The 26,212-nt window shown below is 36.8% G+C and carries 20 protein-coding genes and 1 pseudogene; 16 read left to right on the top strand and 5 right to left on the bottom strand.

The window, feature by feature from the left end; translation table 11 throughout:
• Window positions 1-17 precede the first annotated feature (17 nt).
• Genes T479_RS10980 through opp4C form a run of 4 tightly spaced genes read left to right on the top strand, consistent with a single transcriptional unit; the run spans window position 18 to window position 3,748 of the window.
• A complete protein-coding gene (locus T479_RS10980; RefSeq protein ID WP_025219570.1) occupies window positions 18-1,022 on the top strand; it encodes an ABC transporter ATP-binding protein in 1,005 nt (334 codons plus the stop codon).
• Entirely contained in the window at window positions 1,006-1,857 is an 852-nt protein-coding gene (locus T479_RS10975) for an ABC transporter ATP-binding protein (protein WP_024361614.1), read from the top strand. The genes T479_RS10980 and T479_RS10975 overlap by 17 nt, the downstream gene beginning before the upstream one ends.
• Window positions 1,854-2,828 carry an ABC transporter permease gene (locus T479_RS10970; RefSeq protein ID WP_025219569.1) on the top strand — a complete coding sequence of 325 codons (975 nt, stop codon included), beginning with the start codon at window positions 1,854-1,856 and terminating at the stop codon, window positions 2,826-2,828. Before T479_RS10975 ends, T479_RS10970 begins: the two co-directional genes overlap by 4 nt.
• Window positions 2,825-3,748, top strand: a complete 924-nt coding sequence (opp4C, locus tag T479_RS10965; protein ID WP_025219568.1) for an oligopeptide ABC transporter permease — start codon at window positions 2,825-2,827, stop codon at window positions 3,746-3,748. The genes T479_RS10970 and opp4C overlap by 4 nt, the downstream gene beginning before the upstream one ends.
• 137 nt (window positions 3,749-3,885) lie before the next feature.
• On the opposite strand, the gene T479_RS10960 is transcribed toward opp4C, so the two are convergent.
• The 3 genes from T479_RS10960 to T479_RS24055 all read right to left on the bottom strand — a co-directional run bounded on the left by T479_RS10960 (window position 3,886) and on the right by T479_RS24055 (window position 6,115).
• Window positions 3,886-5,067 carry a M20 metallopeptidase family protein gene (locus T479_RS10960; protein ID WP_025219567.1) on the bottom strand — a complete coding sequence of 394 codons (1,182 nt, stop codon included), beginning with the start codon at window positions 5,065-5,067 and terminating at the stop codon, window positions 3,886-3,888.
• Between the two features lie 466 nt (window positions 5,068-5,533).
• Window positions 5,534-5,827, bottom strand: coding sequence for a hypothetical protein (locus tag T479_RS10950; RefSeq protein ID WP_024361620.1), 294 nt, complete (start codon window positions 5,825-5,827; stop codon window positions 5,534-5,536).
• Between the two features lie 147 nt (window positions 5,828-5,974).
• The gene (locus tag T479_RS24055; RefSeq protein WP_227665460.1) at window positions 5,975-6,115 is read right to left on the bottom strand and encodes a DUF3953 domain-containing protein; all 141 of its coding nucleotides are present in this window, start codon (window positions 6,113-6,115) and stop codon (window positions 5,975-5,977) included.
• A 637-nt stretch (window positions 6,116-6,752) separates the two neighbouring features.
• Between T479_RS24055 and T479_RS22830 the strand changes: the two genes are divergently transcribed.
• From T479_RS22830 to T479_RS10910, 7 genes and pseudogenes are all read left to right on the top strand, one after another.
• Window positions 6,753-7,493, top strand: a complete 741-nt coding sequence (locus tag T479_RS22830) for an N-acetylmuramoyl-L-alanine amidase (RefSeq protein WP_025219564.1) — start codon at window positions 6,753-6,755, stop codon at window positions 7,491-7,493.
• Window positions 7,494-7,857: 364 nt separating this feature from the next.
• Window positions 7,858-9,375, top strand: a complete 1,518-nt coding sequence (locus T479_RS10935) for a lmo1851 family serine protease (protein WP_025219563.1) — start codon at window positions 7,858-7,860, stop codon at window positions 9,373-9,375.
• Window positions 9,376-9,443: 68 nt separating this feature from the next.
• Window positions 9,444-10,346 (top strand): CobW family GTP-binding protein, encoded by a 903-nt coding sequence (locus tag T479_RS10930; RefSeq protein ID WP_025219562.1) that lies wholly within the window; start codon window positions 9,444-9,446, stop codon window positions 10,344-10,346.
• Window positions 10,347-10,740: 394 nt separating this feature from the next.
• Window positions 10,741-11,412, top strand: coding sequence for a YkwD family sporulation-associated protein (locus tag T479_RS10925; protein WP_024361625.1), 672 nt, complete (start codon window positions 10,741-10,743; stop codon window positions 11,410-11,412).
• A gap of 190 nt (window positions 11,413-11,602) precedes the next feature.
• Window positions 11,603-13,035, top strand: a pseudogene (locus tag T479_RS10920) (spore germination protein).
• Window positions 13,032-14,069: a GerAB/ArcD/ProY family transporter gene (locus T479_RS10915; RefSeq protein ID WP_024361627.1), complete on the top strand. Its 1,038-nt coding sequence runs from the start codon at window positions 13,032-13,034 to the stop codon at window positions 14,067-14,069. Before T479_RS10920 ends, T479_RS10915 begins: the two are co-directional and overlap by 4 nt.
• Window positions 14,051-15,130 (top strand): Ger(x)C family spore germination protein, encoded by a 1,080-nt coding sequence (locus tag T479_RS10910; RefSeq protein WP_025219561.1) that lies wholly within the window; start codon window positions 14,051-14,053, stop codon window positions 15,128-15,130. The genes T479_RS10915 and T479_RS10910 overlap by 19 nt, the downstream gene beginning before the upstream one ends.
• Window positions 15,131-15,208: 78 nt before the next feature.
• Here the strand turns inward: T479_RS10910 and T479_RS10905 are convergent, their stop codons facing one another.
• The gene (locus T479_RS10905) at window positions 15,209-16,555 is read right to left on the bottom strand and encodes an MATE family efflux transporter (protein WP_025219560.1); all 1,347 of its coding nucleotides are present in this window, start codon (window positions 16,553-16,555) and stop codon (window positions 15,209-15,211) included.
• A 172-nt stretch (window positions 16,556-16,727) separates the two neighbouring features.
• On the opposite strand from T479_RS10905, the gene T479_RS10900 reads away from it, so the two are divergent.
• A complete protein-coding gene (locus tag T479_RS10900) occupies window positions 16,728-17,804 on the top strand; it encodes an undecaprenyldiphospho-muramoylpentapeptide beta-N-acetylglucosaminyltransferase (RefSeq protein ID WP_025219559.1) in 1,077 nt (358 codons plus the stop codon).
• A gap of 54 nt (window positions 17,805-17,858) precedes the next feature.
• On the opposite strand, the gene T479_RS10895 is transcribed toward T479_RS10900, so the two are convergent.
• The gene (locus tag T479_RS10895; protein WP_024361631.1) at window positions 17,859-18,407 is read right to left on the bottom strand and encodes a GNAT family N-acetyltransferase; all 549 of its coding nucleotides are present in this window, start codon (window positions 18,405-18,407) and stop codon (window positions 17,859-17,861) included.
• A gap of 550 nt (window positions 18,408-18,957) precedes the next feature.
• Between T479_RS10895 and T479_RS10890 the strand changes: the two genes are divergently transcribed.
• The 4 genes from T479_RS10890 to T479_RS10875 all read left to right on the top strand — a co-directional run bounded on the left by T479_RS10890 (window position 18,958) and on the right by T479_RS10875 (window position 26,198).
• Window positions 18,958-20,985: a diguanylate cyclase domain-containing protein gene (locus tag T479_RS10890; RefSeq protein WP_025219558.1), complete on the top strand. Its 2,028-nt coding sequence runs from the start codon at window positions 18,958-18,960 to the stop codon at window positions 20,983-20,985.
• A 98-nt stretch (window positions 20,986-21,083) separates the two neighbouring features.
• Window positions 21,084-21,761 (top strand): response regulator transcription factor, encoded by a 678-nt coding sequence (locus T479_RS10885; protein WP_024361633.1) that lies wholly within the window; start codon window positions 21,084-21,086, stop codon window positions 21,759-21,761.
• A complete protein-coding gene (locus T479_RS10880) occupies window positions 21,758-23,143 on the top strand; it encodes a sensor histidine kinase (RefSeq protein ID WP_025219557.1) in 1,386 nt (461 codons plus the stop codon). Before T479_RS10885 ends, T479_RS10880 begins: the two co-directional genes overlap by 4 nt.
• Before the next feature lie 232 nt (window positions 23,144-23,375).
• The gene (locus T479_RS10875) at window positions 23,376-26,198 is read left to right on the top strand and encodes a 2-oxoglutarate dehydrogenase E1 component (RefSeq protein ID WP_025219556.1); all 2,823 of its coding nucleotides are present in this window, start codon (window positions 23,376-23,378) and stop codon (window positions 26,196-26,198) included.
• Window positions 26,199-26,212: the final 14 nt, after the last annotated feature.

Here is a 26,212-nt window from a genome sequence, read left to right as displayed (position 1 = left end):
AGATAGGACGTGTTTATATGGAGAGTTTGCTGAGCGTAAAACAGCTGAAAACGGCTTTCGAAACTGAATATGGAAAAGTAGTCAGTGTCGACGATGTAAGCTTTGATGTGAAAAAAGGCGAAACATTGGCGATTGTAGGAGAGTCGGGAAGCGGGAAGAGCGTAACGGCACTTTCTATTATGCGTCTATTAGGGAAGCGCGGTTCAATTGTGCAAGGTGAGATTAATTTAGAAGGTAAAAACTTAACAGCACTTTCTGATAAAGAGTTTCAACCGTTACGTGGGAATGAAGTTTCAATGATTTTCCAAGAGCCAATGACCGCCTTAAATCCTGTTTTTACAATTGGTCATCAGCTAGTAGAGACCATTTTACTCCATACAGATGTCGATAAAAAGGAAGCAAAAGCAATTGCGCAAAATATGTTAGATAAAGTGGGTATTCCTAATGCTACACGCGTGATGAAGCAATTCCCATTTTCATTATCAGGTGGAATGCGTCAACGTGTCATGATTGCCATCGCCTTAGTATGTAAACCAAAACTATTAATTGCGGATGAACCAACAACAGCACTTGATGTCACGGTACAAGCGCAAATTATGCGCGTAATGAATGATTTATGTACGGAGTTACAAACAGCTGTCTTACTTATTACCCATGATTTAGGTGTTGTTGCAGAAATGGCAGATCGTGTCATCGTTATGTATGCAGGGCAAGTTGTCGAAGAAGCTGATGTTTTTACATTATTTGAGCGACCATTACACCCGTATACACTGGGCCTAATGGATTCTATTCCATCCATGGATTTTGACGGTAAACAATTGAAGGCAATACCAGGGACGATACCGGGACGGTACCAAAATATTGTAGGTTGTCGTTTTGCAAATCGTTGCGCTTTTGCAACAGCGCAATGTAAAAAACAACAACCACCATTAATTGAAGTCGATAGTGGCCATAAAACGAGATGCTTCGAATGGCAAAAGGTATTGCACAAGGAGGAGAGTAGTCATGACAATCAAAGCTGAACGAAATAACTCTCCGTTACTTGTATTAGAAGATGTTAAAACTTACTATCCATATAAAACGGGGTTTATGAATTTAAAAACCGATTATGTAAAAGCGGTAGATGGTGTTTCATTCGAAATCTATGAAGGTGAAACAGTTGGGCTTGTAGGAGAATCAGGCTGTGGAAAATCAACATTAGGGCGAACAATTATTGGCCTAGAACCGAAAACAGGTGGCCGAATTTTATTTGATGGTCAACAAATGGATTATCGAACAGGTCGCGTAAGTCTAAGTCAACAAATTCAGATTGTTTTCCAAGATCCCTATTCTTCACTAAATCCAAGACAAACAATCGGATCATTACTTGCAGAACCGCTACGCGTACATAAAATTGTCCCCACGCATGAAATACAACAGGAAGTAGAGCGATTACTTGCGTTAGTGGGGCTTCCAGCGACGACCAAGGGACGGTACCCACATGAGTTTTCTGGTGGTCAACGCCAACGTGTCGGCATTGCTCGGGCATTAGCTGTAAGACCTAGATTATTAATTTGTGATGAACCTGTATCTGCATTAGATGTATCGATTCAAGCGCAAATTTTAAATTTGTTTAAACAGCTTCAAGATGAATTGGGCTTAACGTATTTATTTATTGCGCACGGTTTAGGTGCAATGAAATATATTAGTGATCGAATAGCTGTAATGTATGCAGGCAAAATTGTGGAGATGGGTACGACAGAGCAAATTTTCTTAAACCCACAACATGACTATACAAAAAAATTATTAAGTGCTTATCCAAAGCCAGATCCGACGAAACGAAGTATTATTCAGCGTGAAAAGGGGATAGATGCATGATAGGCTATATTTTAAGACGATTATTAATCGCCATCCCCGTGCTATTTGGTGTATCGGTTATTAACTTCATTATTATGCGAATGGCACCAGGTAATCCTGTTGATATGCTTGTAAGCCCCAAGCTACCAGATGCGGCAAGAGAGGCTAAAATGATAGAACTAGGGCTTAATGACCCAGCCTACATTCAATATTGGCATTGGTTAAAAAACTTAGTGTTAAATGGCGATTTAGGCTATTCGATGATTACGTATGAGCCCGTAACAGAGTTAATTGCCAGCCGCATGGGTCCGACCGTTATTTTAATGGGAACAGCTTTAGTATTAGGGTTAATGATTGCGATTCCAATTGGCATTTATAGTGCGACGAAGCAATATTCAAAACTTGATTATACATTTGTAACGGGTTCATTTTTAGGGATTTCCATACCAAATTTCTTTTTCGCTTTATTATTAGTTTATATTTTCTCGATTCAATTAAACTGGTTGCCTTCAGGCGGTATGAAAGAATTAGGTTCTGAAGGAAGCCTTGGCTCACTTATATGGCATATGATTTTACCAGTGACGGTGCTTGTCGCAAACGTTGCTGGGCGGAACATTCGTTATGTGCGCTCGGGTATGCTTGAAATTATGGGACAAGACTTTTTGCGTACGGCTCGTGCAAAAGGTGTGAAGGAATTTTATGTCGTGAATAAACATGCGTTGCGAAATGCTTTAATTCCAATTGTCACAATTGTCGGTTTAGAGGTTTCGATTTTATTTGGTGGGGCAGTTGTCATCGAACAAATTTTCTCTTGGCCGGGAATCGGTCAGCTTACACTTTCATCCATTATGAGTCGAGATTACTCAACGATTATGGGATTAAACCTCGTGGCAGCTTTCGTAGTAATAGCTGCCAATATTTTAACGGATATTGTATACGCATTTGTCGACCCACGTATTCGTAAAAGCTATGTTGGGGGTGGCAAACGATGAGTATATTTAAGCGATATTTTAATAAAAAACAATATGATACAGAGCAAACGGTCACTTGGCGTGAAGATTCTGCTATATCGAATACGAAGGACATGTTTTGGAAACGATTCAAACGGCACAAATTAGCTGTAATGGGACTTTGGTTTTTAGCGATTGTAACGATGGCAGCCATTCTTGCGCCGATTTTTGCTCCATTTGACCCTGCTGAAATTACTGGTGAATTTAGTGCACCACCTTCTTTGCAGCACTTACTAGGAACTGATCAAGTGGGACGAGACGTGTTGAGTCGAGTTATTTATGCAGCACGTGTTTCGCTAGCTGTAGGTATCGGAGCTGTGGCAATTTCTGCGATTATCGGTACGGTGTTAGGTTTAATTTCTGGGTATTTTGGTGGCATGATAGATGGCATTGTAATGCGTATTACAGATATGTTTATGTCATTTCCATATATTTTGTTTATTTTAGTTGTAGCAAGTATTGTAGGGCCTGGGTTAACGAATATCATTTTAATTTTAGGGGTATTAGGTTGGCCTGGTATTGCTCGACTTGTGCGCGGAAATGTCTTAGCGATTAAGCAATCAGACTATGTGAAAGCGAGTATTGCATTAGGATATAGTACGCCACGTATTTTGTTTAAGCATATTTTACCGAATACGGTTGCACCAATTTTGATTTATGCAACATCTGGCGTTGCAGGTGCAATATTAGATGAAGCAGCATTAAGCTTTCTAGGCTTAGGTGTACAGCCACCAGATGCAAGCTGGGGAAATATGCTGTCTAATGCCCAGTCGATTTCGATTTTAACGGATCAACCGTGGCTTTGGATTCCACCAGGTATTTTCATATTATTGACAGTGTTAGCCATTAACTATATCGGGGATGCATTGCGAGATGCACTGGACCCACATAATTCAAAGTAGTAAAAGGACAAATCCGTAAAAGTCATTAGTTTTCGGATTTGTCCCTTTTTGCATTTAGCATTTTCCGCTTACATTTTTTCCCTCTGCAAACGAAAAAACGGATTTGAAAATTTAATTCTTCAAATCCGTTTCATTTTTTATTCGACTTTACCGCAATAATCAACAATTTTTAAAAATATTGTCGCGATATTTAACAATGCCCGTTCATCAAAATCAAATTTCGGATGGTGGTGAGGGAATTGTGTAGTTGCCTGTTCATTCGCAGAGCCGACGTGAATAAAGTTTCCAGGTACATGTTGTAAGTAATAGGCGAAGTCTTCCGCGCCTAATACGGGCGTTTTCATATCAAACGCTTCTGCTGTAAAGTGCTCTTTTATTAATTGTTCCACTACTACAGATTCTTCTTCTGTATTAATTAACACTGGATAGCCTTTTAAATAATCGATTTCATAGTCTACATAATTTGAAACTTTTAAGCCTTCTAAAATAGCGAAAATCTCTTTTTCAATCTGGTCACGTACATTTTGATTTAATGTACGAACAGTACCTTCTAATGTAGCAGTATCTGCAATAACATTAAATGCATTTCCTGCGTGTAAACTACCAACAGTGACAACTGCAGCCTCAGTTGGATTTACTCGGCGGCTAACAATTTGCTGGAAGTTTTGAATAAGCTGAGTCGCTGCGATGATTGAGTCCTTCGTTGTATGTGGATAGGCTCCATGTCCACCTTTCCCGAATAATTTAATCGTAAATGCGTCAACAGAGGCCATAATTGGACCAGCGGCAGTTGAAAGTTTTCCTAAAGGTAAGTCCGACGCTAAATGAGCGCCAAATACATAATCCACACCATCAAGTGCGCCATCTTCTATCATAAATTTTGCGCCACCTGGTGGTTTTTCTTCCGCAGGTTGGAAAATTAAACGAATAGAGCCCTTTAATTGCTCTTTATTTTGTTGCACGATTTTAGCGAATGCAAGTAGTGCAGCGGTGTGTCCGTCATGTCCACATGCGTGCATAACGCCAGGTACAGTGGATTTATAGGGCACGTCCTTTTCATCATTGATTGGAAGAGCATCGAAATCGGCACGGAACGCGATTGTTTTTCCTGGTAATGCGCCATCAATGCTAGCGACGATTCCTTTTTTACCAACTCGTTCGCGGAATGAGATACCATATGCTTTTAAAGTCTCGGCAATAAAAATGGCTGTATTGTCTTCTTCAAATGATAATTCAGGATGCATATGCATATAACGACGATTTGCTACAATTTCATCGAAAAGTGTATGTAATTGTGCTACTTGATTTTGAAAATTCACCAGATCACCTCTAACTAATATATGAAGTTGATAATACGGTTATTAAACCAAGTTGTCAAGTATGATATAAAGATTTAACCTGGGAAACTGGGAGTGACAGGCACGGAAAAAATTCTGAAAATTAAATGCATTTATCTGGTGTGTGTAAATGACCATTAGTGCTATCCTTTTGAGTTATTTATTGCTTTCCCATTTTTGCGAAGTTTTTGAGATATAAAATACCAACAATCATCATGAAAAAGCCAAAACCTTTATAAGTCATTGTTTTCATTGTTTCATTATAGACGGTTATATTTATGAAAATAGACCCAATAAATATTATCAATATTCCAATAATAGAGTTCAGTATTTTCAAAATCACTTATATACCTCCAATCACTATTCTAATGTTTTGATGCTTAAACAAAAGGACTTAGCCGATTACACTTAATGTAAATGGCATAAGTCCTAATTCGTAGAATCATAATTAAAGTGTTTCGCTCTTTAAACTTGCATCCTGACTAATTTGCTTCTTCTGAATACATACAATAACAAAGGCTTGTACCGTCATTGCTATGATGATGAATAATAAATGGGTATTTTGATAAAACCATTGTGACATAAAATAAAATATAGGTGCCGATGCTAAATAGGAAATATATTTGTTTTTCGTGGTGAAGAAAATAATTGTGGAAATGCAAGTAGTAACTAAAATAAGTTCTAATAACAAACCAATAGAACTACTATCTAAATAATATTGTAAATCGTTTAGATAAGCCATACCAATTTCACCTCCTTTGCTAGCAATTATTTTCAAATAATTGTAACATAGCACCGTTATTATTGGTAGTTAATGGTTAAAAACAGGAGGTTAATGAAAACGACTTCATATTATATAGTGACAATATCTTTTTATAAAAAACGGTTATCAAAGTAAAGTAAAACTTTGAATAGCTACAAAAAAAGAAAAAAGACATATGATGATTAATAACCAACCTGTAAATTTCTTTTGGTGTTGAAATTCTTGTATACCCATTATTAACATCATTAAGCCTAAAAATAGTATCATATATGCTTGAAACTTATAGTCTTTTGTAATGAAGCCATACAATGCCAAACATATGCCCACTATTGAAAATAATATACGTAATATTTTTAACAATGTGATTCCCTCCAAATCATTTCTTTTTCACTTTTTCAAACTTTAGCTAAATCTATTAGTGTGATTTTATGTGATAGTGTCCATATGATGGCATTGGACTTTACGTTTCCCCATGTCAGATAGACCAAGTCTCCACTTTGTCCTCCTCCAATCCATTTTGTTGTATATACGTTATGTAAATGGTTTCAAATATTTCACGCGTCTCCACTAATACTAATATAAGTTTTTTGAATTGGATTGCCAATGTGGATGCTGTCCTTGTCCTTTGCATTCTTTGGCAACCGAAAGTAAAATCCGCTATTTTAAGCTTTCTCCACAATCTACTAATATTCTTATTGAAGCACGTAATCACTACAATTAGCATAACGAAAGTCTTGTAGTTTTGTAAATGAGAGTATATAAAAACACAAACAAAATGAGTGCGAACACATACTATAAAAGAAAGCACGATAGTCTATACACACTATTTAAGGAAAGTAACACTACAATAAATACGTCATTTTAGAAAGCGAAAACGAATCTACTTTTGGAAGGGGGGAATCGCGTGGTATCAATACGTCAAAAATTAGTCGCTGCGACTCAAGCTGCAAAAATTACAAATGGCAAAAACAATGCAAAAAAATATATTGTTGTTCATGAAACAGACAATACAAGCGTTGGTGCAGATGCAGATGCCCATGCTCGACTCCAAATAAACGGTAATAGTAGAAATGCTAGTTGGCATTGGCAAGTCGATGATCAAGAGGCCATACAATCTTTTGAACATTATTGGGAATGCTGGGGAGCTGGAACGTATATAGGCAATACACAAGGCATTCAAGTTGAAATATGTGTTAATAGCGATGGAGATTATAATAAGGCAGTAAAAAATGCGGCGAGTTTAATAGCAAAAATAATGAATGATGAAAATATAGCTATCGAAAATGTCGTGCAACACTATTATTTTAGTGGCAAAAACTGTCCTAGAAATATGCGTGCAGGGAAAATCTCATGGACTAATTTTTTGGAAATGGTAACAAGCAAAGATACGCCAAAGCCCGAAAAACCACCTACCGAGTTATCGAAGTATCGAATTATTACAGGAACATATAGTACACGAAACGCAGCAATAAGCGTGTTAGATGTGATGAGAAAACGTTTTGGCTGGGTAGCTTATATTGAGCAGGAGGGGTCTAAGTTTCGGGTGAAAACAGGGACTTTTACAGGCATTAGTGCTGCTAAAAGTGCAGAAAATAAAATAAAGGCTGCTAAATTAGCGCAACTGACATACATTATCGATGCATAATGGCTCATCGGCTAATTATAAAAGTATTTTAGTTGACTACTTTTAGGAAATGAGTAAAATAGAAAGGCAGTACTATTATATACTTAAAACTTAGCAGCTAAGGGCAGTGCCTCAGAAGGTATCTGAGGCACATTTTCATGAAAAATTGTAAAATAGGAAGTTTTTTAGACCATTGTGCTATTAATAGCGAACGTATGGAATCTAAAAAAGTAGCTTATTAATGTACAATTTTATGAAGTTAGTAGGGGGGACAAGAGCTGTCATGAAATTTTGACACTCTTTTTCTTTTCGTCTCCTCTATAACCTGTTAAGATGGTAATAGTGTGACAACAAGTTAGTGTATATGAGAGTGGTGACAATCAAGATGGATGAACAGAAAAAAGATGGTTTGGAACAACAGCAAGAGCAAATACAACAAGTAGAGGTAAAACCTGCAGGCCAATTTATTCAGATGAAGCCGTTTAAGTTTATTATGCTGATGTTCTTTACAATCTTAATTACCGCGGGCTTAACCATTTTTGCGTTAACTTTCGGTGAAAAGAAAGTGGTAGAAGTAAAAGTCCCAATTGAACGTGCGGAATTTACAAAACTATACGAAGCATTTGATATGCTTAAAGGCAAGTATTACAAAGATATCGATGATGAAAAAGTAGTGGATGGCGCCATTAACGGCATGTTTAATGCATTAGAAGATCCGTATTCTGATTTTATGGTAAGGGATGAAGCAGAAAAATTTAACTCGGGATTATCTTCAAGCTTCCAGGGTATCGGTGCTGAAATTCAAGAACGTAATGGTTTTATTACTGTTGTGTCACCTATTAAAAATTCACCCGCTGAAAAAGCAGGGTTATTACCAAAAGATATTATTTTAACAGTAGATGGTAAAAGCATTCAAGGCTTTAGCGCTTCAGAAGCAGTAGCACTTATTCGTGGCGAAAAGGGTACACCTGTAAAGCTTACAGTGAAACGTGGCGAAAATGCTGAACCTATTCAAATGACGATTATTCGCGATGAAATTCCTGTTGAAACGGTTTATGGTGAAATGCTAGATGGAGATATTGCACATATCCAAATTACATCATTTAATGAAGAAACAGCAAAAGAGCTAGAGAAAATCCTTGTTGAGTACGAAGGAAAAGGCATGAAAGGGATTGTCCTTGATTTACGCCAAAATCCAGGTGGATACTTAGATGCTGCGGTTGAAATTTCAAATTTATTTGTACCAGAAGGTAAAGCGATTGTACAAGTGCAGCAAAAAGACGAGGAGCCAGTTATTACAAAAGCTGTCGCAGGGAAAAAATATAATGTACCTGTAACCGTTCTAGTGGATAATGGCAGTGCATCGGCATCGGAAATTTTAGCAGGTGCTTTAAAAGAATCTGTAGGTGCTAAAATTGTTGGTGAAACATCGTTCGGTAAAGGAACTGTACAAAATGTTACACCTTTAAAGGATGGTTCTAATTTAAAATTCACAACTGGTAAATGGTTAACACCAAATGGTAACTGGATTAATGAAAAAGGCATTGAACCGGATGTAAAAGTAGCGTATCCAGCTTATGCTTCTTTACCAATTTTAGACCCGACGATTGAAATGAAAGAGGGCTTGCAGTCAGACTCTGTCAAAGTGGCTGAAGAAATGTTAGAAGTGCTAGGCTATGAACCTGGAAAAGCTGACGGTATCTTTGACCAATATACAGAACGAGCTGTGAAAAAATTGCAAGCTGATAATAAGCTTGAAGAAACAGGCATTATAACGAACGAAACAACTTACGCATTGATGGATGCGTTACGTGAAAAAATGAAATCAGAAGATCCGCAACTGTTAAAAGCAAAAGAGCTTGTCTCTGGTGTAAAAGAACAAACAGAGGGAACAACAAACTAACACTGTAGCTGTCGCAGAAGTCGTCTCGTACGGCAATGCGACAGCTTTTTCTTTAGGAGGAATGAATTGTGAAGGATGTATATTTATTTAGTGGATTTCTTGGAAGTGGTAAGACATCTATGCTGACTGATGTTATACGACAACTAAAAGAAAAAGGGTTAAAGCCGGCTGTAATTATGAATGAACTTGGCAAGCTACCATTTGATTCTCAAGCTGTAGAAGAGGACGTGCCGCTCAAAGAGATGCTAGAAGGCTGTATTTGTTGTTCAGGAGCTGAAAAAACAGAAGCTCAAATTCAGTCTCTTCTATTAGATAGTGAATTTCACGTTCTAATTATTGAAACAACTGGAGCGGCTCACCCTGTAGAAGCATTGGATGCTGTCTATTCCCCTATCTTTGCTGAGCAGTTAAATGTCAAGGGGATTGTTACAGTTGCGGACTCGAAGCTTTGGTTACATCGTGATACATTAACACCGCAAGTGCGTACATTGTTTATGGAACAAATTCGTCACGCGCATTTATTACTAGCCAATAAAACCGATTTATTAACAGAGGCGGAGCAAGCGCAAGTCGTTTATGAGCTACAAGGTTTTAATCCCCAGGCATTTATTTTGCAAACAACAAATGGGCGTGTACCGTACCATTTACTAGAAAATTTATCTGCCACCGTTAAAATCGATAAGCAACATATTGTGAAAGCCCCGATAGCCTCCATGCATTTAGGTTCTCGTTTAGTTGAATTTGAAGGTGTTCACTTTACACAAGAGCAAATTGAAGAGTGGGTACGTGGATTACCAGATACGGTGTACCGAATGAAAGGCTACGTTCCAATAGAAGGCGTTAAAAATCCAATGCTGTTTCAGTATGCCTATGGAATGGTACAATGGTTGCCAGAATTCATTAAAATGCCTGCAAAGCTTGTTTTAATAGGTGAAAACATTGGTCATGTTCATGTCATAGGTATTGATTAAATAATTAGTGTACCATGCTTTACTTTAGATAATAAACTTCATCTGCCCGTGTTCTTTCTGAAGATTTAAGTCATTCAGTGGAGCCGAGCAGATTTTTTTATAGGCATAGCCAAAAAATGATTTTGCTCACTTTTTATTTTCGACAGGCAATTTTAGTGATTGGCCAGTGTGCTATTCTATTAAAATCGTAGTCAAAATACGAACAAAAATTGAATACTGTCAACCCTATTTAAAACGTAAGTATTTCATAGGTTGGTGAAACTTGCTAAAAAATATAACAAAAAAACCCCTGTTTAACGGAAACTACTTTTCTATTGGACATGCTAGCAGATGTTGGGAAGATTTTTTATAGAATCATACTTTACGATAGGTTGCAGATAGGAGGAATTGCAAAATGAAAAAAACACTTACTGCAATTTGTGCAACATTTCTTTTAGCAGCTCCAATTCAATTGGCTTCTGCTGCTTCTAATACTACAGAAGGGAACACAGCAAATCAGACAACGAACTGTAAAGTTTACTATTATAATAATTGGTCAAATCACAAGTGGGTTGTAACTAAACCAAATACAACTGCACCGTCAAAAGATACGCAAACAAATCAACAAACAAATAAACCAACAAATCAACAAAATACGACAACGACAACACCACCAACTACATCTAATCCGACTACAACAACATCGGATGTGAATGCTTTTGAACAAGAGGTAGTGAAATTAACGAATGCTGAGCGTACGAAAGCAGGATTAAAGGCTCTACAAACAGATGATAAACTGATGGCTGCAGCACGAGAAAAATCTCAAGACATGCAATCAAAGAAATATTTTTCACATACGAGCCCAACATTTGGTTCACCATTTGATCGTATGAAAGCGCTAGGCATCACTTATAAGAGTGCGGGTGAAAATATCGCCCAAGGTCAACGTTCTCCACAAGAAGTTGTACAAGCTTGGATGGATTCACCGGGTCACCGTGCCAATATTTTAAATGCTAATTATACACATATTGGTGTAGGGTATGTGAAGTCAGGTAACTACTGGACGCAACAGTTTATCCAAAAGTAATATTGTGAAAATTTAATAGAAACAACGTATTTAAATAGGATGTCCAATAAGTCTTCAAGGCTTATTTGGATGTCTTTTTATTTTTTAAGGTAAAAAAAATATAAACAATGAAGAAAACAGGATAATCCAAAGGCATTGCCGTTTGAAATAAGCCGTTTTTGCCTATACTTCCAAGTATAGGAGGCGTTTTATGAATAAAGTGGAATTAATGATGAAAAGCTTACAAAAAGCATTTAATCAATCATCCGATTTTACAGTAAGACAAGTAGACTGGCGAGAAGGAACGTCTGCTATTTTATGCTTTTATTCCTCGCTTGTAGATGCAAAAGAAGCGCAAAAATTACTCGATACAATTTATGCACGTTTAGATACAAACAAGCCGTTCTGGAGTGAAACGATAATGACGACTCTGAAGCCATTTTCGTTACCACAAGCCATCGAACATATTTGTAATGGTGAAACGCTAATCATTATTCCTGATACAGGTGAAATGCTTTCACTTACGATTGTCAATCAAGTACACCGCAATCCTGATGAGCCGAATAATGAACATGTTCTGCGCGGATCACATGAAGGACTAGTAGAAAGCGTTGAAACCAATTTAGCCTTATTACGCAAACGAATTCATAATCCTTCGCTGGTCGTAAAATCCTTTTCAATTGGCAAAGAGACAAATACAAAAGCTTATTATCTTTACATTGACGGAGTCATTAAAGCAGAAACGTTAGCTGAAATTGAAAAGCGTATCGATGGCATTAACATCGATTATTTTTATAGTGTTGGTCAACTAAGTGATGAGTTAGAAGATTCCGTATGGTCGCCTTTTCCTCAATTGCTTAATACGGAGCGTCCTGACCGGGTTGTTGCTAATTTAGTTGAAGGTAAAGTGGTGTTGATAACGAATATCTCTCCAACAGCATTGATTGCACCTGTTACGTTTTTTCTTTTTATCAATCGCCTGACGATTATAATGGTCGAGTATTGGTAGGTTCTTTTTATCGCATGGTGCGGTTATTTTCATTTTTTGCTGCTGTTTTTTTGCCAGCATTTTACATTGCAATTATCAGTTTTCATTTTGAAGTATTGCCATTAGAATTGAGTAATCAGGTGAAAAATGATGTGAATGAAATCCCTTATCGGCCATTAATAGAGGCGCTAATATTAGAAATTATAATGGAGCTTATACGGGAATCTAGTATTCGATTGCCTCAATCAGTGGGGCAGACCATAGGGATTGTCGGAGGATTAGTTATAGGTGATGCCATAGTAAGTGCTGGATTAGTGTCGAACTTAATGGTAATTGTCGTCGCTTTAACTGCAATTTCTAGCTATGTTGTACCGTCAGTAGAGCTTAACACCTCTATCCGTATATTACGATTTCCATTTATGGTACTAGCCTCACTATTTGGCTTTTTCGGCATAGTTATTGGTGTAGTGGTATTGTTAATTCACCTTATTAATTTAAGCTCTTTAAAACAGCCATACTTTGCTCCAATTGTGCCGTTCCAACCAAAAGAAATCTATAAAGTGTTCGTGCGAGGACCGTTCTTTAAACCTACTGTCCAAGTGACATCTTTTAGTTCACCGAAAGATGACAGTGTAAAGAATGGTGATACACCTTGAATTTTTCGTTATCCAAAGGGCAATTTTTTTTACTAATGTTTTTCATTGAAACAGGGATTATTTATATTTCCTTTCAGACGCCTTTAATAAGCGAAAGTAAAAATAAGGCCTGGGTGCTATTTATCGTAGCAACCACATTACATTATTTAGTATTACTATTTTTTGAGCGGTATTATCGATATTTTTACTTGAATACATTTTTTCAATGGGTGTATAAGGTGTATTGGTTTTTAATGATAGCGACATTTTTAGCCTATATGGTGTATGTTTTAGCATCATGGGTTTTGCCTCAAACGCCCGAGTGGATAATCATCGTTTTCATTGTAGCACTGTCGTTATACGGTAATGTAAGTCGACCAGAAACCGTTATTAATATTGGTGTTATGTTTATTCCGCTTATATTTATTTTTATCATTTTTTTAATGCTTGCGGTTCCAGATCTTACATGGACAAACTTATTACCGCTCGAATTTAATAATTATAAGGAAATAATTCAGGGCATTATTCATAGTGTTTTTGCATTTATGGGAGCGGAAATGTATCTGATTTATCGTCCTTTTTTACAAAAGGAATTGACTTTAAAAAGCAAGCAAATATTGATGTATCAGCTCATCATTTTTGTCTTTTATTTGATTTCCGTTATGTTTTCCCAAATGTTTTTTACTATCGAAGAGATTAAGTTAGTGCCAGAGCCAATTATCTATATTTTAAAATCTCAAGAAGTTACATTTGTAAAGCGACTAGATATTTTCTTTGTATATATTTGGTTATCCTGGTCCATCATCACAGTATTAATTTTTAATTTAACGATAAGGGTCGTCCATTTTGGAATAGGTAAGAAAGGAACTAAAAAGACAACCGTTTTTTACCATCTATTGCTTGCGATTGTGCCAATTTTTTTAGTTAAGTTTAAGGTGATTGAATTAATGAAAAATTCCTTCCATTATATAATATTAATTTTCACTTTTCTCTTACCGATTCTCATCATTTTATGGAATAAATGGAGGGGGAAAACGTGTATCGAAAAGCAATAATCGTTCTGTCAGTTGTACTACTTGCGGGTTGTTGGGACGAACGCTTATATAAAAATTCATCAGTCGTATCCCTTGCTGGTATAGAAGGGACAATGGGCGAATATAAAGGATATTATGCTTATCCGAAAACAATTAATAAGCAAAGTCAGATTATGTTAATTGAAGCAAAAGGTATTTCTCCACGTGATGTACGAAATAATGCCGATTTGAAGGTTGAACAAACACTTGACTTGTCTGAACTTTCAACATTGCTTATTTCAATTGAAACGGTAAAAGAACCTTTATATGACCTATTAGATATTTATTTTCGTGATCCTCAAAATCCAATTTCTATTAAAGTGGCATTGACTGAGGGGAGTGTAAAACCTTTTGTTGAGTTAACAAAAGAAGTAACGGATAATGCAGGAGGTTATTATCAACGCTTTATTGAAAGTACAGAAAAAAATACAATTTACCCTAAACTGAATTTACAAATGATCGGATCGACATTGTTTGATAATGCCAAAGATATTGCCATCCCTTATATTAAAATGGACGAAGAAGAACATAGCGCGGAAGCTGCAGGAGTGGCATTGTTTTCTGGGCAAGTGTTTACTGGGAAAATTTTGAATCCTAAGGAATCCTTTTATATGCTTTTATTAATGGATAAAGCGAGTCAACATGCACGTATACAATATATGCTCAAGTTCAATAACGAGGATGTACCTGTTACTGGGGAGGTAATCCATTTAAAAAGAAAATGGATTATCAATGAAGAAATGAAAAAAATAACAATGGATTTTAAAATTGACGTAGAAATAGAAGAGTTTTCAAAAGATCATTTGTATAAAGAGGAGACGTTTAAAACGATAGAGGAGATGTTCCAACAAAAAATACAAGCTGATTTTGAGGAAGTAATAAAAATACTGCAAGAACAGAAGTCCGACACGTTAGGGATAGGGCGTTATATTCGCGCTTATCATCCCAAATTTTTCGAGGAAGACTGGCGCGAGCAATTTGCTTCGCTTACGATTGAACCAAAAGTGAAAGTAACGATTATTCGTACAGGCATACTCCGTTAATAAGGAGCTTGCATCTATTGTTTAACTAACAAAACGCAAAAATGTTGATGTTGAATCACCATTTTTGCGCTTTTTTCATTATAGGGCAAATTTTCTTTGTACGCGTAATAAACGGATTAATAAGGTAATAGCACCCGCAGATAGACCAGCTACAAGCCCTAACCAATAACCAGCTGGACCCAAATCAGTATAGTTAGCTAGTACATAACCTGTTGGCAATCCGATAATCCAATACGAGATAATAGCCATGATAAACGTGATGGTCACATCCTTGTATCCTCGTAATGCGCCCTGAACAGGTGCTTGAATAGAATCAGATAGTTGGAAAATGGCAGCATACACTAAAAAGACTTGCGCATTTTTTAAAACTAGCGCATCGCTTGAATACATTGTAGCGATTTGTTCGCGAAGTAAGTAGAGAATGCAAGCTGAGAAAAAACTAAATAGTATTGCTGTACCTACGCATAAATAGCTATAGATTTTTGCATCACGTAAACGGCCCGCACCAATTTCAAAACCTACTAAAATCGTTACACCCATTGAAATACTTAGAGGAACCATATATAACAACGACGTAAAGTTAATGGCGATTTGATGGGCAGCGATGATTTCTGTGCTAAAGCTACTCATCATCATTGTGACGGCAGAAAAAATACTCGTTTCCGCAAATAAGGAAATACCGATTGGCACACCAATAACTAAGATTTCTTTCCAGCTAAGCCATTGTAACTTTGGCCATTCACGGAAAATAGTAAAGTGTTCAAAAGGCACGCGTTTAGCAATAATCCAAACCGTAATAAAGAAAATTAGCCAATACGTAATGGCTGTTGCAACACCTGCACCAACACCACCAAGCTCAGGTGCACCGAACTTTCCGAAAATGAAAATATAATTTAAGAAAATATTAATAGGTGTTCCTAGCAGTGTAATAATCATGGTTACTCGTGTTTGACCTAACGCATCGATAAAACAACGTAGAACAAAAAATAAAAAGAGTGGAATAAGACCAGCGCACATTGCATGAATATAAGATTTAGCAATGTTATGTACAGCGGCGTCTAATTGCATATTTCCCAGTATCCAATCGAGCCCGATAAATAATATGATAAAAATACATGCAGAAAGTACAAGTGCGACATATAAGCCTTGCTGCACTGCTTGTTTTGCTAATTGTTCTTTCTTTGCGCCAACAAGCTGGGAGACAATCGGTGTTATTGCTAATAATATACCTGAAAGCCCAGTATAGATAGGCATCCAAATGGACGACCCAATGGAGACTCCTGCCAAATCAGAAGTACCGTAGCGGCTAGACATTAAAATGTCGAAAAAAGAAATGAGATAAATGGCTACTTGGGTAATTAGAATAGGTACAATGATTTTTAAAATGAGTGAATACTTTTGCTTTAACGTTGTCGTTTTATACATAGTGAGTAACTTCCTTTTATAAGCATGATGAATTAGTATAGCATATAGTAAACATCATATGATGAAAAATTAAAGCTTCATCTATATCTTTTCTTTCGCATATAGTAAAATAAAAGACTGTAAACAAAAGTGGCGTTTGCTACAATGGCTTTTAAGGAATAGGAGAATTTACGTGAAACAACAAACAATCATTTTAACCGGTGGTGGGACAGCAGGCCATGTATCACTTAATCAAGCGATATTACCTTCTTTACTTGAACTAGGTTACGATGTCCACTATATTGGTTCAGAGCAAGGTATTGAAAAAGAATTAATTGGCGAGGCATTTCCTGACGTCCCGTTCTATGGGATTGCTAGCGGGAAATTGCGTCGTTATTTCTCTATGAAAAACTTTACAGATCCTTTTAAAGTACTTGCTGGCATTATGCAAGCATTTCGCATTATAAAGAAAGTAAAGCCAGAGGTTATTTTTTCAAAAGGTGGTTTTGTCTCTGTACCTGTCGTGATGGCAGCTAAAGTGGCAGGCGTACCGGTTGTCATACATGAATCCGATGTAACGCCCGGATTAGCTAATAAAATTGCACTTCCATTTGCTTCGCATATCTTCACTATTTTTGAAGAGACGCTTCAGCACTTGCCAAAGGAAAAGGCTACTTGTACAGGTTCCATTATTCGTCAAGAATTATTTAATGGGAATAAAGCAAAAGGCCTTGCTTTCTGTGACTTTACAGCGTCAAAACCTGTTCTTTTAGTGATGGGGGGAAGTCTTGGTTCGGTTGTGTTAAATGATGCATTACGCCATAATTTACCTGAACTACTTCAAACATTTCAAGTAATACATCTATGTGGAAAAGGAAATAAAGACGACAGCTTAGAGTCAATGAAAGGCTATAAACAGTTTGACTATGTTACGACGGAATTACCGGATTTACTGCATGTAGCAGATTTTGTTGTTTCTCGTGCAGGGTCTAACTCTATATTTGAATTTTTAGCCCTGCATAAGCCAATGCTATTAATTCCTCTATCTGCACAAAAAAGTCGTGGCGATCAAATTTTAAATGCAAAGTTATTTAAAAAGCAAGGGTACGCTGAAGTTTTACAAGAGGAAGAACTAACAAAAGAAACATTTATGAAATCAGTTTATACGTTAACAGCGCGTAAATCAGAAATCATACCAGCAATGGAAAAGACGCAAAGACCTAAAACGCCAAACGAAATGGCGAAGTTAATATTGCAATATAAAAAATAAAAAGCTATGTGTACTGTTATAATAAACAGTGCACATAGCTTTTTTTGTTGGTTATTACATTGCTTGTTCTTCGCCTTCTTGCGTTTGATTGGCAGTTGTTAGATAGAACAAGTCACGTGGTATTTTATATAGATTAAATTGTGCTTCTCCGCTGTTAACTTGTGCTAGTAATGTTGGGTGACTATCATTTGCACTTACAACATAAGGCAACTTTAAAGCGGCACGCTGTGATTTACTATTTTCTACTCGTATACGGAGGAAAACCGTATGGAAATTATAATCAAAAAATAATTCATTTAAGAAGAGCATTTTTGCTTTTTGGTTGTAACCTTGCCCTTGATAGGGGAGTCCTATCCACGTTCCGAGGAAGCCAGCACCGTCTTCCACATCATGAATGCTAATGGTGCCAATCGGTTGACCCCAATCATCAGTTATTGTCCTGGAGATAGCGAGCCCTCTCGCTTCTTCTTCGATTAGTTGCTTGGTCATAAACCAGTATTCGTCCGCAGATTGTGCCTTTTGGCGAACGAAGGGAAAAACAGATGGATGCGATAATAGCTCATAAAGCTCTGTACATTCATGTAGGTCTCGATGTTTAAGCATACGAAACGCCTCCTTTGCAAGGGTAGTTAAAACAATTCCGTTAAAGCATAAAGAATAAAACTAAAATTCGTACTGGAATTAAAAACCCAAAGAACTAGACGTTATAACTATGAAATCCATAATCTCCCGCTGTCTTACTGATTTTGCGACCATACCGAAAAATGGCTAGTTTTATTAATATAATATAACAAGTCTACTGCTTGGTGCAATCATTTTGCTCTTTTAAACGAAAATTAAGTTTAATTGTCAGTTAATTCAGAAAAAAGGTGAAAGATATCATTTCCCTACTTTTGTTATATATGATTTAAAGTCTATTAAAGTTATATGTTTCATAAAAATGACGAAAAAAAGTATTTCCTTAGTATCGTTTTGCCTTGTGAAAAGTGAAATATTATCAAATTTTACTCGAAAAAGGATAGAATCTTTCGTAATTCAACAAAGTTAAATGATTGTAAATATGTTATAATACTAGTGTAATTTTTATTTTATAAATAAATACATTTATAACGAATTTATATATATATGTGACTTTATAATGGGGAGTGACATCATGGAATATCTTTTAAGCGAAAAACTATTCAATCAACTATTTATTGGAGAAGATTTCGTCTATTTAATGAAAAGAGTTGGAGACGATTATCAATATATTCGCTTAAATCAAGCTGCCCAAGCACTGTTATCCAATAACGCCATTGGAAAAATGCTATCTGCTGTTACTTCTAGTCGGAATTTTGTCATTATTCAAGAAAATTATCATCGAGCAATCGCTCAACATCAGCAGGTCGATTACGTCGATTATGCCTATGTTGAATCGGAAGTGCGAAAATATGAGACATCTGTCCGCCCGATTAAAGACGGAAATGAATACTATATTTTAGCTATTACAAAAGAAATCTTATATGACAGAAGTGTTGAAGATAAGTTTTTATTTATGCGGTCTATTTTTGACCACGCTTTTTTTTCAACCGTTATTTTATCTGCTGAAGGTACTATATTTGAAGTAAATACAAGCTTCATGGAAGATTTTGATTTGGATAACGATATGGTGAAACATCAGCCATTTATCGATTTGCCCATCATTCCAAAAGAGGAAATAGAAAAAATACAAGACTATTTACAAAGAGCAGCAATGGGGGAAAATATTGCAGAGAAGCTTATTAAATTACATACGTTGGATCAACAGGAGCGCATGTATTTAGTATCAATGTCACCAGTAATGCAAGGAGACAATTCCTTTGCTATTTTCTTAATCATGCAAGATTTTACGCAATTCACAGAACAACAGGCCGCATTGCGTTCGACATCCCATGGCCTTGAAGTGTACAAGGCAGCTTTAAATTCTGCCACTTCCATTGCTATTTTAGATATCGAAGGAAAAATCGTGGAAGTAAATGATTTATTTTTAAATGCTTCGGGATTTACAGCCAGTGAATTGCTAGGCCATCCTTATGACCTTATTGAACCCCGTAATAATAAAAAAAGCGTGTTTCAAGCAATTAATGAAACCCTGGCATTAGGAGAGGTGTGGCGAGGTGAGCTGTGCTACCGCACTAAATATCATGCAGACTATTGGGTAGAGGCTGCTATTGTGCCCTTGAAAAATGAATTTGGCCAAGTGGAGCAATATTTATCCATTAACTATGATATTACGGACAAGAAAAGAATGTTAACGGAATTAAAAAATATTGAACGGACATTCCGATTAATTACTGAAAATACAAATGATTTAATTGTCATCTTAAATGAAGATGGTATCATTATTTATGCCTCACCGTCTTACAGAATGTATTTAGGTTACGCAATTGTTGAATTACAAGGCCAGTTTTACAGTGATATTATTGATGAGCAAAGTAAACCAGCGTGGCAAGCGTTTCTAAATGATTTTACAGAGAAGACTGATACACAATTTGAGCTATTGCTTCAAGGGAAAGATGGTACACCAGTTTGGACAGAAGGAAATGTAACGGTCGTTCATGATACAGAACGCGAAACAATCTCACAAATTATTATGGTTTCACGTGAAATTACCCATCGTAAAGAACGAGAAAATGATTTACTTTATCTTGCTTATCATGATAGTTTAACGCAGCTACCGAATCGAAGGTATCTAACAAAGGAATTTCCCAAAATACTGATGGACGCACATGCCAAAAACGCTTGTATTGCCATGTTATATATTGATGGAGATGACTTTAAAGATGTAAATGATCAATTCGGACATGATATGGGGGATGATTTTATCCGCAAATTTGGTAATGTGTTAATTACCTCTGTGCGTAGTCACGATCTTGTTATTCGAATGGGTGGGGACGAATTTATCATTATTTTAACAGGTTTAACGCGTAAACCTGAAGCAAGGCAAGGTCAAATGATGCATATCATTAACCGTATTCGCAATGAATTAAAAAAAGGTTGGACAATCGAAAATCATTTCTTTGCACCTACTGCCTCTATAGGAATTGCCTATTATCCAGACCATGCAACTACATTAGAGGAGCTAATGGATTTAGCAGACCAAGCATTATATAAAGCAAAGGAAAGTGGGAAAAACAATTTATTTATAACTGGCCCACTTTAAAATAAGTCTGTACAAACGAGTATTTACTTGTGGTACAGGCTTTTTAAATGATGTTATGCTAGAAAAGAAGTTATTAGATTGAAATAGAAGGTGATTAGATGCCTAAAAAAATACTATTGGTAGAAGATGAAAAACATATCGCTCGTTTTGTTGAACTGGAGTTACAGCATGAAAGCTATGATGTGACCGTAGCCTTTGATGGGCGGGAAGGTCTTGCACTTGCTACAACAGAAAACTATGATGTTCTATTATTAGATGTCATGCTGCCCGGGATTAATGGAATTGAGATTTGTCGCCGCGTTCGTACGCAGTCTCAAGTACCCATTATTTTACTTACTGCGAGAGATGCAGTGATGGATCGAGTTGCAGGTTTAGACGCAGGAGCCGATGATTACATCGTGAAGCCTTTTGCCATTGAAGAATTACTGGCACGTATACGTACCATTTTACGCCGTGTGGAGCCTAATGAAAAAATGGTGGGTCATACATTACGTTTTCGAGATATTGAAATCGATATTGATGCATATGAGGTATTGGTGCAAGGGCAAAGACTTGATCTTACAAAAACCGAATATGATTTGTTGAAGTTATTAATAGAACATAAAAACCGCGTATGTACAAGAGAGCTTATATTAACTTCTGTCTGGGGGTATGATGCAGATATTGAGACAAATGTGGTGGATGTATACATCCGTCATCTAAGGACAAAACTACCTGGTGATTTAAATGCCTATATCGAAACCGTACGTGGGGTAGGATACGTGATGCGTGAATGAATAAAATAAAAGCCTATTTCAGCAATCTTTCTTTGCAAAGAAAGTGGATGTTGACATCGAGTGCGGTCATTTTTATTAGCTACGCTATAATTTGTATCGTCGTCTATGTTTCACTGCATACTTGGCTACTAAATGATGAAGTTAGTAAAGTGAAACGAACTAGAGATGATGTCGCTTCATTTTTAGAATCACAAGGACCCAATATATCTATCCAACAAATCCAGCAAAATACAGGATTATTAAAATCGATAGTTGATCGCGATCAAACGGTTAGACTATATAATAATGATGGTATTGAAATTTTGCGAATTAATAATGCCTCCAAAGCTGCACCTCTTTCTCCCATGCAGAAAATTGTGCAAATGACCATTGATAAAAAAGAGGCATATGTCGTCAATGAGCCAATAAAGCTTGGTTTTTTTCAAGTATATATTCAAGTGATTCATCCGTTAACACGTTTTGAATCCTTAATGCGTTATTTGTTGACCGCCATGCTTATAGCAGGAGTCGGCGCATTGTTCCTTTCAGGTTCCATTGGGTATTATTTAGCGAATTATTTAACGAAGCCACTTCATGCATTGCGTGCATCAATGAAAACTGTAATGGACCAAGGTTTTAATGAACCAATACAGCTATCCTACTCATCACAAGATGAAATTGGTGACTTATTGAAAATGTACAATGCCATGATGAATGAGCTACAAATATCATTTGCTCAACAGCAGCAATTTGTTGCGGATGCTTCTCACGAACTGCGGACACCTATTCAAGCAATTGAAGGCCATCTCTCACTACTCAAGCGGTGGGGTAAGGATGATCCAGTGATTCTAGAAGAATCGATAGATACATCATTAACGGAAATTACTAGGATGCGAAAAATGATTGAAGAGTTGCTTGAACTCGCACGACGTGAAGAGAAAGATGACACCAGTGAAGCAAATCCGGTCGCGGTCATTGAAGGTGTCATAAGTGAAATGGCGAAATTGTACCCGAATGCAACTATTACGCTGTCGAAAAATGACGAAATAGGGGCTGTCTTTATAACACCGAATGCTCTTGCTCAAGTAATTCGCAATATAGTAGAAAATGCCATTCGTTATTGTGAAAAAGTTCCGGAAGTAAATATTTCCCTTTTTGTGAAGGGTGAAAAAGTAGAATTTCAAATAACAGATAATGGGATTGGAATAGCTGAAAAAAACCTTCCCTATATTTTTGATCGTTTTTACCGTGTAGATGAAGCAAGAAATCGTCAAATTGGCGGTACAGGCTTAGGGCTAAGTATTTCTAAAATGTTACTTGAAAAATATAATGCTTCAATAGAAGTCAAGAGTGAAGTAAATGTTGGAACCGTTTTCTTGTTGAAGATACCGCTAAAATATTAAGAAAAATACACGCTTTATTTAAGAATTTTAGCCTTCGAGAAAAAAATTGCTTAATTTGCTAAAAAGAGTTGTATTTTCTGTGAAGAGTAGTAAGATTGAGATGGAAAAAACGTTCTTTAAATTATGGATAAGTTGTGTCAAACATCCTTTTAATGAGCGGGAAAATATTATATAATTAATTGTAATTTAATTAATGGAACTGCCGATAGGCAAAATTTGGAGGTCATTTTTCATGTCGAACAACGTTACAACTGTAAGTTCTCCATGGTCAGCTTTCTCTGGTCCTAACTTAGGATATGTGATGGAGCAATACGACTTATTCTTACAGTCTCCTGAAGAAGTAGAACCGGAGTTAGTATCATTATTCCAACAATTTGGTGCACCAGTCGTAGTAGAAGGTGATGTAGCTGTAGTAAGTGGTTCAGCAGCTCCTGCTGGCGATTATAAAAAGGTATTGGCAGCTGTTAAATTAGCTGATGCAATTCGTTCACAAGGACATTTAGCAGCAGATATTTATCCTTTGAAAAATCGTGCACTTCAAACAGCGCAAATTGAAGAAAGTGCGTTCAACTTAAGTCCTGCGGATTTAGCAGAAATTCCTGCTGCTATCTTCTTCAAAGATGTGCCAGCGGGCGTGAAAAATGGTAAGGATGCAATTGATTATTTAAAATCTGTTTATACAGATAAAATAGCTTTTGAATATGGGCATGTTGTCGTAACTGAAGAACGTGATTGGATTCAAACTCAAATTGAATCTGGTTCTTTAAAACAAGCACTATCTTCAGATGAGAAAAAAGCGTTATTAGACCGTTTAACACGTGTTGAGAACTTTGAGAAATTTATTCACAAAACATTTGTTGGTCAAAAACGTTTCTCAGGTGAAGGTTTAGATACTCAAATCGTCCTTTTTGATGAAATTTTAAAAACAGTAGAAGCGAACAAAGTAGAAAATGTTCGTATTGGTATGGCACACCGTGGTCGTCTAAATGTGCTAACACATATTTTAAATAAGCCATATGACATGATGTTCTCTGACTTTGCACATGTTTCAAACGATTTATTTATGCCAGAGCATGGTCGACTTGAAATTACAAAAGGTTGGACTGGTGATGTGAAGTACCACATGGGTGCTTCTTATACACGTGAATCAGGTATGAATGTCAAACTAGCGTATAACCCTTCACACTTAGAAGTTGGAAATCCGGTAGTATTAGGTTCTACTCGTGCAACACAAGATGAGACATCTAAGCCAGGGCAAGCTGTGCATAACCCAGCAAAAGGACTAGGTATCCTTGTGCATGGTGACGCTGCATTCCCAGGTCAAGGGATTGTAACAGAAGTGTTAAACTATTCTAAAACTGAAGGTTTCTCAACTGGTGGTACAATTCATATCATTGCGAACAATATGATTGGTTTCACTACGGAACTACAAGACTCACGTTCATCTGTTTATTCTTCTGACCCAGCAAAAGGTTACGAAGTACCAGTTGTACATGTCAATGCAGATAGCCCAGAAGCTGTAGCACAAGTAGGTCGTTTTGCTGCTAACTATCGCCAAAAATTCGGTAAAGATATTATTGTTGACTTAATTGGTTACCGTCGACATGGTCACAATGAAACAGATGACCCAACTGTAACAAATCCAGAAACATATAAACTTGTTGCAAAACATGATACAATTCGTACATTGTATGGTGCGCAATTAGTGTCTGAAGGCCTAGTTACTGCTGATGAAGTAGCAGCACTTGATGCAGCAATCTATGCTGAAATGCAAGTGGCTTACGATCATGTAAAAGAAATGGCAGCTAAAGATGAACATAAACAGATAGAGATGCCAGAAGAATTAAAAATTGAATTTCCACAAATTGATACAGCAGTAGGTGCTGAACGTTTACAAACAATAAACGAAGAACTTTTAGTGTTTGAACAAAACTTCGAGCCACAAAAGAAATTAGGTAAAATTTTAGAAAAACGTCGCGATGCATTTACTTCTGCTAAAATTGACTGGGGTCATGCTGAAACATTAGCATACGCAACAATTATTCAAGATGGCACACCTGTTCGTTTCACTGGTCAAGATGCGCAACGTGGTACATTCTCACAACGTCATTTAGTGTTACATGACAAAAATAACGGCAATGTATTTACACCACTTCACCATATCTCAGGTGCAAATGCTTCATTTACAGTTCACAACTCTCCATTAACTGAAGCTGGAGTTGTAGGCTTTGAATACGGTTACAATTTAGAAAAAGGCAATGTTTTATCTGTATGGGAAGCACAATTTGGTGACTTTGCAAACATGGCACAGGTGATGTTTGATAACTTCATTTCAGGTGCACGTTCTAAATGGGGTCAAAAATCAGGCTTTGTCATCCTTTTACCACATGGTTATGAAGGTCAAGGTCCTGAACACTCTTCAAGTCGTATGGAACGTTATTTACAAATGTCAGCAGAAAATAACTGGTTTGTTGCGAACTGCTCGAATGCAGGTAACTACTACCACTTATTACGCCGTCAAGCAGCAATGTTAGAAACAGAGGGTGTACGCCCATTAGTTGTTGTATCACCAAAATCTTTACTTCGTCATCCATTAGCTGCAGCAAGTGCTGAGCAATTAGCAGATGGTTCATTCCAAGAAGTAATTGAGCAACCAGGATTAGGTACAAAAACGGAATCTGTTGAGCGTATTGTATTAGGTACTGGTAAAGTAATGATCGATTTAGCAGACCGCGTGAAAGATGGAGAAGGCTTCGATCACTTACACATTGTGCGTGTAGAACAACTTTACCCATTCCCAACAGCGCAAGTAGCTGATATTATTGCTAAGTATCCAAATGTAAAAGAAATTGCATGGGTGCAAGAAGAACCTAAAAACCAAGGTGCTTGGAATTACGCATTAGAAACATTATATGAGCTATCTGAAGGTAAAAAGCTTCGTTATGTAGGTCGTCCTGCAATGAGCTCAACTTCAGAAGGCGATGCAGATTCTCATAAAGCAGCTCAGTCTGCTGTCATTGAAGAAGCAGTGGCTGAAACGGTTAAAGTTAAATAAACATATCAACATTA

This window comes from Lysinibacillus sphaericus, from assembly GCF_000600105.1.
Classification (GTDB): domain Bacteria; phylum Bacillota; class Bacilli; order Bacillales_A; family Planococcaceae; genus Lysinibacillus; species Lysinibacillus sphaericus.
This window is presented reverse-complemented; position numbering and strand designations above follow the sequence as displayed.